The sequence below is a fragment of the Candidatus Nitrospira nitrosa genome (assembly GCF_001458735.1).
GTDB classification, from domain to species: Bacteria; Nitrospirota; Nitrospiria; order Nitrospirales; family Nitrospiraceae; genus Nitrospira_D; species Nitrospira_D nitrosa.
This window is the reverse complement of sequence record NZ_CZQA01000010.1, coordinates 12,632-25,665: the sequence shown is the minus strand read 5'-3', so window position 1 is coordinate 25,665 and position 13,034 is coordinate 12,632. Positions and strand designations below refer to the sequence as shown.

Annotated in this window: 14 protein-coding genes; 8 read left to right on the top strand and 6 right to left on the bottom strand. The window is 55.3% G+C overall.

Annotation, left to right across the window (positions count from 1 at the left end; genetic code table 11):
• The first annotated feature begins 9 nt into the window (after nt 1–9).
• The 7 genes from COMA1_RS14665 (at nt 10) to COMA1_RS14635 (ending at nt 8,432) form a co-directional block, all read left to right on the top strand.
• The gene (locus COMA1_RS14665) at nt 10–522 is read left to right on the top strand and encodes a DUF4149 domain-containing protein (protein WP_342672707.1); all 513 of its coding nucleotides are present in this window, start codon (nt 10–12) and stop codon (nt 520–522) included.
• The gene (carA, locus tag COMA1_RS14660) at nt 519–1,691 is read left to right on the top strand and encodes a glutamine-hydrolyzing carbamoyl-phosphate synthase small subunit (RefSeq protein WP_090749858.1); all 1,173 of its coding nucleotides are present in this window, start codon (nt 519–521) and stop codon (nt 1,689–1,691) included. The genes COMA1_RS14665 and carA overlap by 4 nt, the downstream gene beginning before the upstream one ends.
• A complete protein-coding gene (sppA, locus tag COMA1_RS14655; protein ID WP_090749857.1) occupies nt 1,684–2,634 on the top strand; it encodes a signal peptide peptidase SppA in 951 nt (316 codons plus the stop codon). The genes carA and sppA overlap by 8 nt, the downstream gene beginning before the upstream one ends.
• Nucleotides 2,635–2,702: 68 nt before the next feature.
• Nucleotides 2,703–3,671, top strand: coding sequence for a M48 family metalloprotease (locus COMA1_RS14650; RefSeq protein WP_090749856.1), 969 nt, complete (start codon nt 2,703–2,705; stop codon nt 3,669–3,671).
• Between the two features lie 9 nt (nt 3,672–3,680).
• Nucleotides 3,681–6,932 carry a carbamoyl-phosphate synthase large subunit gene (carB, locus tag COMA1_RS14645; RefSeq protein ID WP_090749855.1) on the top strand — a complete coding sequence of 1,084 codons (3,252 nt, stop codon included), beginning with the start codon at nt 3,681–3,683 and terminating at the stop codon, nt 6,930–6,932.
• 224 nt (nt 6,933–7,156) lie between these two features.
• The gene (greA, locus tag COMA1_RS14640; protein ID WP_090749854.1) at nt 7,157–7,633 is read left to right on the top strand and encodes a transcription elongation factor GreA; all 477 of its coding nucleotides are present in this window, start codon (nt 7,157–7,159) and stop codon (nt 7,631–7,633) included.
• Between the two features lies 1 nt (nt 7,634).
• On the top strand, nt 7,635–8,432 hold the full coding sequence (locus COMA1_RS14635; protein WP_090749849.1) for an SAM hydrolase/SAM-dependent halogenase family protein: 798 nt from the start codon (nt 7,635–7,637) through the stop codon (nt 8,430–8,432).
• Between the two features lie 72 nt (nt 8,433–8,504).
• On the opposite strand, the gene COMA1_RS14630 is transcribed toward COMA1_RS14635, so the two are convergent.
• The 6 genes from COMA1_RS14630 to bioA form a co-directional block, all read right to left on the bottom strand.
• A complete protein-coding gene (locus COMA1_RS14630) occupies nt 8,505–8,813 on the bottom strand; it encodes a hypothetical protein (protein WP_090749848.1) in 309 nt (102 codons plus the stop codon).
• Nucleotides 8,814–8,912: 99 nt separating this feature from the next.
• Nucleotides 8,913–9,143 carry a hypothetical protein gene (locus tag COMA1_RS20665; RefSeq protein ID WP_141654357.1) on the bottom strand — a complete coding sequence of 77 codons (231 nt, stop codon included), beginning with the start codon at nt 9,141–9,143 and terminating at the stop codon, nt 8,913–8,915.
• A 70-nt stretch (nt 9,144–9,213) separates the two neighbouring features.
• The gene (locus tag COMA1_RS14625; protein WP_176698085.1) at nt 9,214–9,519 is read right to left on the bottom strand and encodes a type II toxin-antitoxin system RelE/ParE family toxin; all 306 of its coding nucleotides are present in this window, start codon (nt 9,517–9,519) and stop codon (nt 9,214–9,216) included.
• Nucleotides 9,506–9,754 carry a type II toxin-antitoxin system ParD family antitoxin gene (locus COMA1_RS14620; RefSeq protein ID WP_090749846.1) on the bottom strand — a complete coding sequence of 83 codons (249 nt, stop codon included), beginning with the start codon at nt 9,752–9,754 and terminating at the stop codon, nt 9,506–9,508. The genes COMA1_RS14625 and COMA1_RS14620 overlap by 14 nt, the downstream gene beginning before the upstream one ends.
• A 493-nt stretch (nt 9,755–10,247) precedes the next feature.
• On the bottom strand, nt 10,248–11,447 hold the full coding sequence (gene lhgO, locus COMA1_RS14615) for an L-2-hydroxyglutarate oxidase (RefSeq protein WP_090749845.1): 1,200 nt from the start codon (nt 11,445–11,447) through the stop codon (nt 10,248–10,250).
• Between the two features lie 15 nt (nt 11,448–11,462).
• Nucleotides 11,463–12,863, bottom strand: a complete 1,401-nt coding sequence (gene bioA, locus COMA1_RS14610) for an adenosylmethionine--8-amino-7-oxononanoate transaminase (RefSeq protein ID WP_090749844.1) — start codon at nt 12,861–12,863, stop codon at nt 11,463–11,465.
• On the opposite strand from bioA, the gene COMA1_RS21870 reads away from it, so the two are divergent.
• The gene (locus COMA1_RS21870) at nt 12,862–12,990 is read left to right on the top strand and encodes a hypothetical protein (protein ID WP_281176263.1); all 129 of its coding nucleotides are present in this window, start codon (nt 12,862–12,864) and stop codon (nt 12,988–12,990) included. The two genes, bioA and COMA1_RS21870, sit on opposite strands and share 2 nt — an antisense overlap.
• Nucleotides 12,991–13,034 lie beyond the last annotated feature (44 nt).

Below are 13,034 nucleotides of genomic sequence, written 5' to 3'. Positions count from 1 at the left end.
GTGCGGCGGATGCCCTGGTGGGGGATGGTCTGTTGCCTCACGCTCGAGGGAGTTGCCCTCGCAGTGTGGGTCGGGGGGATGATAGTACTGAGCGGTGCAGTGATCCCAGCGGTATTCAATACGTTCGGAGGACAAGACTCCGGGGGGATGTTTTTGACACGTGCGTTTGAGGGCTATCATCGGTTCGTCATCGGAGCCGGTGGCGTTCTCGCTGTGGCCTTGTTAGGCCGATGGTGGAGCGGTGAGCCTCGTGTGATGGTGAGTGCGAGCGAGATTCTGGTGGTGATCATGATGGTGGTGATCGCAGGGGTTATCATTCTGGTATTGCATCCTGAGGCAGCAGCACTTCAAACGCAGGCCTTTGCGACGAAGGATGAGGGAGCCAAGAAAGCAGCGTTTGAGGCATTTTTCCACGTGCTGTTGCCGATTCGATCGCTGTATATGATCAACCTGGTATTGGGTCTCCTGCTTATGGGGATCAGAGCAAAACGTGTAATGGACGACGGCGGAAGACAATCGTGAAAAAGGCAGTATTGGCATTGGCAGACGGGACGGTGTTTGAAGGTCGTGCGCTTGGTTACGAGGGTGAAACGGTCGGTGAAGTCGTGTTTAACACGGCCATGACCGGCTATCAGGAAATTTTGAGTGATCCGTCCTACAAGGGACAGATCATTACCATGACCTGTCCACAGATCGGGAACTATGGCGTGACGCCGGAAGATGTAGAGTCTCGTCGGGCTTGGGCTGAAGGGTTTATCGTACATGAAGCGAGCCGATTGCTCAGTAACTGGCGCGGCAAACAGACGCTTCACGAGTCCTTGGTAGAGACTCAGGTTGTTGCCATTGAGGGGATCGATACAAGGGCGTTGACAAGACATTTGCGCGAGCATGGGTCGCAACAAGGTTGTATCACGCACCTTGATCTCGACCATGAACGAGCGATTGGGCGAGCTAGACAAGCACCCGGTATCGTCGGACGAGATCTTGCTGCCGAAGTCACCTGTGCGCGTCCATTTGAATGGACGACAGGGACCGGTGACTGGGCACCATGGCCGAACAGTGACGCAATAGGAAGCGGTGCACGCTGGCGGGTTGTCGCCTATGATTTTGGCATCAAATACAACATTCTGAGACGACTGGTTGATGTCGGGTGTGATGTGACCGTGGTCCCTGCCGCCACGCCGGCCGAAGCCGTTGAGGCGCTTAAGCCTCACGGAATTTTTCTTTCAAACGGTCCGGGAGACCCGGAGGGTGTTCCGTATGCGGCGAAGGCGGTTGAACAGCTGATTGGTCGCTATCCCATCTTCGGGATCTGTTTGGGGCATCAGATTCTTGGCCTCGCATTCGGACTCAAGACCTATAAGTTGAAGTTCGGCCACCATGGAGCGAATCACCCTGTGATGGATCTTCGAACCAGAAAAGTTGAAATCACTTCGCAGAACCATAATTTTGCCGTGCAGGCGCAGCCGATGCTGGTTGACGTACCAACGGTCTCGCCTGTGATCCAGACGCGATATGGACGGCTTGCCATCACCCATGTCAGTTTGAATGATTGCTCGGTTGAAGGTATGGCTTCACTTGAACATCCGGTCTTTTCGGTCCAATACCATCCGGAGGCAGCACCGGGACCGCACGATGCTGCCTACTTGTTCGGTGAATTTGTGCGGCGTATGGAGAACCATTATGCGTAATCCTATTGTGGTGGGGGTGATCGGACTTCTGCTGTCCGGCTGTACCTTCAATTTCCCGTTGTTCCCCGGCCCTGGACCGTTACAGGAAATGCAGGTCGACGGAAGCGGAAAGGCCAAGGTGCTGTTGGTTGAGATATCGGGAATGATCAGCTCGCAGGAAAAAGATGGATTCAGATCGACGCCCAGTATGATTGCAAACGTGAAGGAGCAACTGACTAGGGCCGCGAAGGATGAACAGATCAAGGCCGTCGTGTTGCGCATCAACACGCCTGGAGGAACGGTCACGGCCTCGGATATCATTTATCACGAGTTGAAGACATTCAAAGCCAATCGTAAAGTGCCCGTTGTTGCCTCCATCATGGATCTTGGGACCTCGGGGGGCTACTACATTGCAGCCGCTGCCGACCGGGTATTGGCGCATCCGTCATCCGTCACCGGGAGTATCGGTGTCATCATGCTCACGGTGAATGCCAAAGGGTTGCTCGAGAAAATAGGAGTCGATGCGACGGCGGTCACGTCAGGCCCTCGGAAGGACATGGGATCGCCGTTTCGGACCATGACGACCGAAGAGCGTGCCATCTTCCAAGGGCTGATCGATTCGTTTTATCAACGGTTCTTGACCATCGTGCAGGAGGGCCGTTCGAATTTACAGATGGACCAGATCAAGCGGCTGGCTGATGGTCGCATCTATACAGGGGAGCAAGCGAAGGAGGCCGGTTTGGTCGATGAGATCGGCTACCTGGAAGACGCCGTTGAGGTTGCGAAGAAACGAGCCGGCCTGACGGAAGCCCGTGTCGTGACGTACCAACGTCCAGGCGAGTATTCGAACAACGTCTATTCTAAACTTGCCGTTCCGAGCGGACTTGCCGGCCTTGCAGATTTCGACCTTGCCACATTGGTGCGTGGGGGAACTCCTCAGTTTATGTACCTGTGGATGCCGTAGTAGAAAGAAGAATACCGATGGTGTGGCTGGTGTTAGAATGAAGCCGGAGGGTGGGGTAGAGGTGACAGATGGTGCAGCCGTCGGACCACGAGATCGACCGATTGCTCTCAACGCCCATTGCTCGTCGGACGTTGTTGCTTGGGGGTGTTCGCAGAGCGATGGGGCTCTCGTGTCTTCTGACCGCTGGGTCGATGGCAATCTTGGCTGCGGCGGTCAGCGGGTGTGTCAGAGCCCCAGGGACCGCGCGCGATCAGTTTATTTACATTTCCGAGGAAAAGGAAATGGCGATGGGGGTCGGTGCTTATCGGGAATTACTTCGAAAAGCACCGGTAAGCGACGATCCTGAGTTGAATGAGTTGGTCAACAGGGTGGGGAATCGAATCGCTGCCGTCGCGAATAAACCGGAATATCAATGGGAATTCGCGATCATTCGAGATGATCGCACGATCAACGCCTTCGCCCTTCCCGGCGGAAAAGTTGCGGTCTTCACGGGAATTTTGAAGATTACCAAGAATGAAAATGGCTTGGCCACCGTGATCGGCCATGAAGTGGCGCATGCCCTCCAACGACATGGCGCAGAACGGTATAGTCGGAGTATTCTGGAGACCATCGGTCAGGTCGGTGCTCTGGCTGCCGGAGCGGCAGCCGGTCGACCGGATGCAGCCATTGCGGCGATGAGTGCCTATGGTGTCGGGGTGTCGTTACCATTCGGCCGGAAACAAGAATCAGAAGCCGACTATATCGGGCTCAAGCTGATGGCACAGGCGGGGTATGATCCTCGAGAAGCGGTTCCGTTTTGGGAGCGAATGAGTGGTTGTCCCAGACAAATGATTGACAAAGTCTGTTTTCGATCTCAACACACGATTCCAGAATTTTTGTCGACGCATCCCTCCGATCTGGCGCGGATCAATCAGATCGAAGCGTGGCTCCCTGAGGCCATGAAGTACTATCATGATACTCAGGAGAATCAGGGCCCAATGCCGGCTCCCTATCACCCCCTCATTGGTCCAGAACTTCCTCTAGTCAATCACGGTTAGCAGACTATCATGCCAAAACGGACGGATATCCAATCAATTCTGATGATCGGATCAGGCCCAATCGTCATCGGGCAAGCCTGTGAGTTCGATTACTCCGGTACACAGGCCTGTAAAGCCCTCAAGGCCGAGGGCTATAAGGTCATTCTCATCAACAGTAATCCCGCTACGATCATGACCGACCCAGAGCTGGCCGATCGGACCTATGTGGAACCGATTACGTTGGACGTGGTCGAAAAAGTCATCGACCGGGAACGTCCCGATGCCTTGCTGCCGACCATGGGAGGGCAAACGGCTCTCAACACCACGATGGGCTTGGTCAAACGAGGCGTGCTCGAGAAGTATGGAGTGACCCTTGTGGGGGCGTCGGCGGATGCGATCCATAAGGCGGAGGATCGAGAAGCGTTTAAGCTGGCCATGCAGCGGATCGGGCTCCGGGTGCCGAAGAGCGGGACGGCCCATAATCGCCAGGAAGCCGTCGCGATCGTGGAGACCGTCGGGTTTCCGGCGATCATTCGCCCTTCCTTCACGATGGGAGGGACCGGTGGAAATATTGCCTACAATCGTGAAGAATTTGAGCGATTGATCGAGTGGGCACTGGCGATGAGTCCCGTGAGCCAGGTCTTGATCGAGGAATCGGTCATCGGTTGGAAAGAGTATGAATTGGAGGTCATGCGTGACCTGAAAGACAATGTCGTCATCGTGTGCTCCATTGAAAATTTCGATCCGATGGGGGTCCACACCGGAGACAGCATTACCGTGGCGCCGGCCATGACCTTGACCGATAAAGAATACCAACAGATGCGGGATGCGGCTCTGCGCATTATTCGTGAGATCGGGGTCGACACGGGCGGATCGAATATCCAGTTCGGGATCAACCCGGCCAATGGTGAGATGGTCGTCATTGAGATGAATCCGCGAGTATCCCGAAGTTCGGCGTTGGCCTCGAAAGCGACCGGATTCCCCATCGCGAAGATCGCCGCCAAACTTGCCGTTGGATACACGCTGGATGAGATTGCGAACGATATTACCGGAGTGACAAAGGCATCGTTTGAGCCGGCCATTGATTACGTCGTGGTGAAAATTCCTCGATTTGCCTTTCAGAAGTTCAAAGGTGCCGATCCGACCTTGACGACCCAAATGAAGTCGGTCGGTGAGGTGATGGCGATCGGACGTACCTTTAAAGAGTCATTGCAGAAAGCGATTCGCTCGTTGGAATTGGATCTAAACGGGCTGGTGTCTCGGTTCGGCCTGGACCGCGGAATGCCGACCGGCTTCAATCGTTCGGAGGCCGTCGAGAAGCTTGAGGGATTACTACGCACGCCATTGCCGGAGCGACTGTGGTATCTGGCCGACGCCATGCGCCTGGGATTGACCGATAAGGAATTGGGCGCGACGACGAAAGTCGATCCCTGGTTCTTAGACCAGGTGAGACAGCTGGTGGATTTTGAACGATCTCTTGCCAGCCATGCGACCAACCCGGCGGAGTGTCTGAGCGGAGGACTCCTTTGGGAAGCCAAGGAGCTCGGTTTTTCTGATGATCGTATCGCGTACTTGCTGGGCTGTGAGGCTGGGGTCGTCGCAAAAGCACGGATGGAGCATCGGGAACGGCGCGTGACGTATAAACGAGTCGATACCTGTGCCGCAGAATTTGAGGCCCAGACTCCGTATCTCTATTCCACCTATGGACACGAGTGCGAAGCAAGGCCGTCCGATCGAAAAAAGGTCGTTATTCTTGGTGGAGGCCCCAATCGTATCGGGCAGGGGATCGAGTTCGACTACTGTTGTGTCCATGCGGCCATGGCGCTTCGGGAAGAAGCGATCGATACGATCATGGTGAACTGCAATCCGGAAACCGTCAGCACGGATTACGATACCTCGGATCGCCTCTACTTTGAGCCGCTCACCCATGAGGATGTGCTGAATATCGTGCATCGGGAACAGCCGCTCGGTGTGGTATTGCAATTCGGGGGGCAGACTCCCTTGAAGCTCGCGCTCCCGCTTTCAAAGGCCGGTGTCAAGATTCTCGGCACCAGTCCTGATGCCATCGATCTGGCTGAGGATCGTGAACGGTTCCGTGAACTGTTGAATAAGCTCGGCCTGCGTCAGGCGGAGAGTGGCACCGCTCGATCCGTTGAGGAAGCGGTACACATTGCCGAGCAAATCAGTTACCCGGTTATGGTGCGTCCGTCGTACGTCTTAGGCGGACGGTCCATGCAGATCGTCTATGACGAAGCCGGTTTATTGGAATACACGCGGTCGGCGGTCAAGGCGTCGCCCAATCATCCGGTGTTGATCGACAAGTACCTCGCCGATGCGATCGAAGTCGATGCCGATGCGATATCAGATGGGGATACCGTGGTGGTCGCAGGCATTATGGAGCATATTGAAGAGGCCGGGGTCCATTCTGGCGATTCAGCCTGCTCGCTTCCTCCCTACACCCTCGAGAAGCCTCTTGTCACCGAGATCGAGCGTCAGATGAGCATGTTGGCCAGAGAGTTAGGGGTGATTGGGTTGATGAACGCCCAATTTGCCGTCAAAGGGGAGACGATTTATGTGTTAGAGGTCAATCCACGAGGATCCCGGACCGTTCCGTTCGTGAGCAAAGCGATCGGGGTCCCGCTTGCAAAGCTGGCGATGAAGGTGATGATGGGGCGATCGCTCAAGGAGCTTGGATTTACACAGGCTCCGGTCCCTGAGCATTTCTCGGTCAAAGAGGCGGTGTTTCCCTTCAATAAGTTTCCAGGGGTCGATGTGTTGCTCGGCCCGGAGATGAAATCGACCGGGGAGGTGATGGGCCTCGATGAAGATTTTGGATGGGCCTTTGCCAAATCCCAGGCCGGGGCCGGGGCTGTGTTGCCCACGTCCGGCACGGCGTTCATCAGCGTGAAGCCATCGGATCGTCCGGCCGCGCTCGAAGTGGGCAGGGCCTTGAGCCAACTGGGGATGCGGATTCAAGGAACGAGCGGGACTGCGGGCTATCTACGAGAGCATGGACTTCCCGTGGAGGTCGTGAATAAAGTGGCTGAAGGTAGGCCTCACATCGTTGATCATATTAAGAACGGCTCGGTGGCCATTGTCGTCAATACGGTACGGACGGCCTCGGCGCATGTTGATTCGCTTGCCATCAGACGAGAGGCACTCCATCGGGGGATCCCCTATTACACGACCATGCGAGGGGCCCATGCGGCGGCGATGGCGATCGAGGCAATCCTGAAAAAAGATCTATCGATCCGGACATTGCAAGAGTATCATCAGGCCTAACAGGCTGCGGAAGAACTCGTGTAATACCCATACGATGGCCGAAATGTGCTGGGCGGTGGGAATGCGACCATTATGTCAGGATGCTCAACAAGGCTGTCCAGCAAGGCCTCAGCAAGCGAAGAACCGAGGCATACGCCTCGGTTCGTTGAGTTTCTGAGCGATGTGAGCACATCGTTGAAGCCATTTTTCAGTATCCTGCTAACCAGTTGAGGAGCAACCGGAGCATGCCGACACCAATCACCAAGAAAGGCTACGAAGCGTTACAGGCTGAACTGGTTCGTTTGCGCAAGATCGAGCGCCCGAAGGTGATCGAGGCGATTGCGGAGGCGAGAGCACACGGCGATCTCAGTGAAAATGCCGAATACGATGCCGCCAAAGAGCGTCAGGGTTTCATTGAGTCTCGAATCTCCGAACTGGAGGGGAAGATCGCCGACGCGCGCATCGTGGAAATCAATGGACGAACCAGCGAGACCATTGTCTTTGGGGCGACGGTCTTGGTGGTTGAGCAGGAATCGCAATCCAAGAAACAGTATACGTTGGTCGGGCAAGATGAAGCGGATATGAAGTTCAATAAAATTTCCGTGCAGTCCCCCGTCGGGCGTGCCTTGATCGGCAAACGGGTCGGCGATTTTGTCGAGGTGAAGACGCCGGTCAAGATGGTTGAATACGAAGTCGTGGAGATCAAATTCGAGGAATGTTGACGTGCCGGAGGCACGACCCCTCATCGCCTTGCTGACGGATTTTGGAGAACGCGACAGTTTCGTCGCCAGCATGAAAGGGGTGATCCTCTCGATCAATCCGTCCGCGCTGCTGGTCGATCTCTCTCATCAGATCACGTCGCATCAGATTCAGGAAGCCGGGTATTTCCTGAAATCCTGTTACCGGTATTTCCCCGCAGGAACGATCTTCGTCGCTGTCGTCGATCCCGGAGTCGGGACCGAGCGTCGGGCGTTGCTCGTGTCAGCCGCAGGATGCCTGTTTGTTGGGCCAGATAACGGGCTCTTTACGGAAATCTTGGAGCAGGAAGTCGGCGCCAAGGTCTGGCAGATCAATAACCCACAGTATCGCTTGGAAACGGCCGGATCGACCTTTGATGGTCGAGATGTGTTCGCACCGGCTGCCGCCTGGTTGAGTAAGGGTGTCCCGCCGTCGTTTTTTGGGCCGACCGTCGATGACCCCATTCAGCGTTCGGTCGCGATCCCGGTCTGGCACGAGGATGTGTTGATCGGAAAGATCGCGTCTGTCGATCGATTCGGCAATCTCATTTCCAACATCACCGCGAGACAGATCCGGGAATTTCGAGCTGTGACGGGCCAACCTGTGGAGATTCAAATCGGAACGTATATCATCAATGATTTGGTCGGCAGTTACAGCCAAGGCCATCGCCAGAGTCCGTCCGCGCTGATCAATAGCGGCGGGAACTTGGAGATTTTTCTGCAGGAGGATAGCGCGGCACGGGGTCTTCAGTTTGGCGTGGGGGAAGAAGTTCGTCTCTGCTGACTCAGTCTTGGCGCAACGCACCGCTAATGCAGCAAGAAGTACTTCCCGACCAATGTGCTGTCGCTTCGAGCTTCAGAATCGGCAGGAGGTGGGCTTGTTGAAGTTTATCATCCTGAAGCTGCACTGCGTATAGGTACCGGTGGCGAGGAGCGTCATTCTGGCGAGATTGCCGTTGTCATCGGATTGATAGCTGTGCGTGGCATCCGCCGTGAGTTGATTGTCCACGTTGGTCATATTGCCGGCTGTGGTGCGATTGCCCACCGCGTCATAGGCGATTGTCTGCGGCGTGCCCAGCAAGGGATGGGATGCGCTGGTCAACCGATCCAACGCATCGTAGTCAAACGCTTGTGCCCCTCTTCTGTCGGTCAGACTCGTCCGCACAAACGCCCAAAAATCTGGCAGAAGGGTAAGAATTCAGATCGCAAAGCGGGGATGAGGCGAGATTGGTGAGACAATCCACTCCTGAATCTTATAACAACCTCAGCCGGACAGGACAATCCGCTGATTGCCGTTCACCAACAGGACGATCTGGAGAGCATGGGTCGTCCCACGGCCGCAGGGAACTGTGTCCGTGCCGTTGGTCTGATAGGTCAAGGTGTTGGAACCCAACATGCGGCGGTGAGGCAGGATTCGTCCGGAAATCAGGCAGTGACTCCCCACTGAAACCTGCACTGTCTGCGCGGAAGGGACAGTGTGTGGTGGATGTGCCACGGCACCATCCGTGCCCGCCGTCCTCACGGACAGAGGCTAGATTAGAAGTAGTATTGCTCGCATGAGTGAGTTACGGCAAATGACGTGGGACATCCACCCGTTCATGAAAGAACCGTGCAACGCGTACTTCGTGTCCGATAACCGCGTACACCACGAGGTGATGTTCTACAGGGAAACAGCGGCAGCCCGGATACCAATCCTCGCGCGGTTTCCCCAGTTGTGGATTGACGGCAAGTTGCCGCAAGCCACGGTTGAGCTGGGCGGCATACAGGTTCATCTGCCGTCCGCCCCATTGTTCAAAGGTATATTGAAGAATGTCGGCGAGATCGAGCGCGGCCAGTTCTGAAAGAACTACTGTAAAATCAGCCCGTGACAAGCGGATTCACCACGCGGCCTTTCTTCGCGTTTGCCTTGGCCATGCGTTTGGCTGCCGCCATATTCAGTGGCACAGTTTTGCCCGCGTGGAGCTGGGCAAACCCATTGGTGACCTCGTCGCGCACCGCCATGAGGCGCAGGGCTTCGCGCACGACTTCGCTGGCATTGTTATAAAGCCCAGCCGTCACCTTTTGTTTGACCAGCCGCTCTAGTTGCGGCGTAAGATTGACGTTCATAGTTCCCCCCTTGTTCAAGTCGTAAGTAAGCTAACTATAACATAGATTGTCAATCTTTGATAATTCACAACTTACCCATTGTGAAATAATGTGTGGAAGGTGAGGTGGCCAGGATTTGACAGACACCGAGAAACGGGGACAGGATTTCCCAAGGAGGGGTCCGATGGGTGTACGCAAGCAGTTCACGCCAGAATTTAAGCGTGAAGCAGGGCAGCTCTAAACCTGATAGGGGCAGGTCTGTCTTTCACAGATGAGAGAAGAGAAAAGGTTTAAATCAAAAATAATCGGTCAGACAGCAGTGAATTCAGGTTTTGAGACGGCGCTGAGGCGGGATTCGTCAGGAAATGAGGTCGTGACTCACACTGAAACCCTCACTGTCCGCGCGGACGGGACACCACAACGAGCGAAGGAGCGAAGCGTACTTTTTGTCGTACGTTGAGCTGTTGAGCGATGCGAGAGCGCTGCTTGAAGGCTTTTTCGATAACCGGTGGTGTCAGGTGAGTGCCTTGTCGATATGGTCGCAGACGTAGCCGGCGAAGGGGAGTGAACAGGTAAAAGCGGGAGAGACGGCGTTCAGGACGTGCATGGAACGATTGTCGCCTTCTAACACAAAATCCATTTCGAGTTTCTTCTTGGTGATGTCGAGGAGCTGCGCTCGAATGCCGGGGCGACCCCATTTCTGATAGTTACGTTCGTCCACTCCTTCCGCGAGGACAGAGGCGAGCGACACCATCTTGCTCCGGGAATACTTGGTAATTTCTTCCATCGCCAACCGTCTGAAGTCGAATCCCGCGCCGGTCAACAGGCCGAGTCCTCGGCTCGCGACTTCCATCAGTTCACCGAGATCAAAATTTCCGAACCCTTCGTAGTTTTCACGCCACATGGCCGGGATGGCGGTCGGGCCGATCTTGGCCTTCCCGTCAGCCGTGATCGTGAAGTGGACACCAAGGAATGGGTTTCTGAGGTCAGGAACAGGATAAATATTCGTGCGAATCGAACCTGGGGGTTCATCGGAGTACAGGTAGAGCCCCTTGAAGGGTAGAATGCGATATTTTTCGGAAAACCCATAGTCCATGGCAATCTTATCAGCGTAGAGGCCTGCGGCATTCACCACATACCCGGCGGCAATGCTGTCCTGGTTGGTTCGAACGGTTCCATTGTCCCGGCCTCGATAGGCCGTGGCACACTGAATGTGGATCCCCTCACGGACTGCATCCTGTTGCATCGCATTGACGACATGGAGCGGGTTGACGGTCGAGGTGCGCGGGGAGAACAGGGCTCGTTGATAGGTTTTGACTCGAGGTTCGATCGATTTGGCTTCTGCTTCTGTGAGGGGTTGGAGCTCAATGCCGTTGATCTGGCCGCGACGGACTAATTCGTCAAGCGACGGCAAATCCGCAGCATCTTTGGCCACGACAAGCTTTCCACATGTATTGAGGGGGATCTGTTTCTCCTGACAGTACGCCGTGAGTCGCTCATTCCCGAGGCGTGTGAATTTGGCTTTCAGGCTGTCGGGTGAATAGTAGAAGCCGGCGTGGAGGACTCCACTGTTGCGACCGCTGGCATGGGCTCCGCAGGAGGGTTCCTTTTCTATCAAGAGGATGCTGGCGTCGCTGCGCCGAGCTCGAAGCTCGCGCGCGATGCTGAGGCCGATGACTCCGCCGCCGATGATGAGAAAATCATAGGTCTTCATAGAAGGCATATCGTGCTACCGGTTGTTGGACGTACCGTGGATTGGCAATGCATCTCTCTGCAGAGTCTCTATGGATTGTTTGAGAATTTCCACCGTTTTCTTCAATTCATCTTTGGAGATCGCGAGCGGTGGGATAAGGACAAGGACATTCCCGATCGGTCTCAAGATCAATCCTTTTGATCGGGCGATGGCTGCCACGCGATGGCCGGCCTTGACGCTGAGTGGGTAGGGGGTTTTGCTCCGTTTGTCCATAACCAATTCAACGCCTGCCATGAGTCCCCGCTGTCGAATGTCGCCGACCTGAGGGATTGCCGCGAGCGGTGCCAGTAACCGGCGGAAGAGTTTAATTTTTGAAGCGAGTCGAGCAAGCGTCTTTTCCTGACGAAAAATCTTGAGATTGGCGAGCGCTACGGAGCAGCCCAGTGGGTTGCCGGTAAAACTGTGGCCATGGAAGAAGGTTTTGAACTCGTCGTAGCTGCCGAGAAAGCCTTGATAGATCTCATCCGTGGCCAGGGTTGCCGCCAGCGGCATGTACCCACCGGTGAGCCCTTTGCTGATGGCCATGAGATCCGGCGTGACGCCTTCGTGCTCACAGGCGAACATCTTGCCGGTACGTCCAAAGCCTGTCGCGACTTCGTCGACGATCAGAAGGACCTTGAATTCAGTACAGAGCTCACGGATTCGCTTCAGATAGCCGGGTGGCTGGGGAATCATACCGGCGGCAGCTTGCATGAGTGGTTCAATAATCACACCGGCCAACTCCCGGTGACGACGTTTGATGATCGCCTCAATGGGATCAATGCAGGCCATATCACAAGACGGATATGTGAGCTTGAGCGGGCAGCGGTAGCAATGGGGTGGTTCCGCCTCCACTGTCGGGAATAAGAGCGGTTTAAACCGAGCATGGAACAGGTCGATATTGCCGACGCTCACGGCCCCGATGGTATCTCCATGATAGGCGAGTTTCAGATGGAGGAATGTATTTTTCGGGCCGGCTTCGGGATGGCGCTGTTGCCAGTACTGAACGGCCATCTTCAGGGCAATCTCCACCGCCGTTGAACCGTTGTCCGAATAGAAGACGCGGGCAAGTCCATCAGGCGCGATGCGGATCAACTCACGGGCGAGCTCAATCGCCGGTGGGTTCGAGAGCCCCAGAAATGTTGAGTGGGCGATTTTGTCGAGCTGCTTCTTGATGGCTCGATCAAGGGCCGGGTGGCGATGGCCATGGACATTGACCCAAATTGATGAGGTGCCATCGAGATATTTCTTGCCCTCGGTATCGATGAGATACGAGCCTTTCCCACGCTCGATGATGAGCGGCTCCTCTTGCTCCCACTCCTGCATCTGGGTAAACGGGTGCCACAGATAGCGGCGGTCCCAGTCTCTGAGTTGCTGCGTCGAAGGTGGTCGAGTCATGCTGATGATATGGACGTCATTCGTCAATCGCACGAGGCAAGAAGGTTGGGCAACGATTGACGGAATGACTCATGCCGATCAACGAGGCAAGGGCCTCGGGGCTGCGCGTGATTATAAGTGGGGGTGATCTCTTTGACAACCCAGAAGGCAGTTACTATAATGAAGCGATTT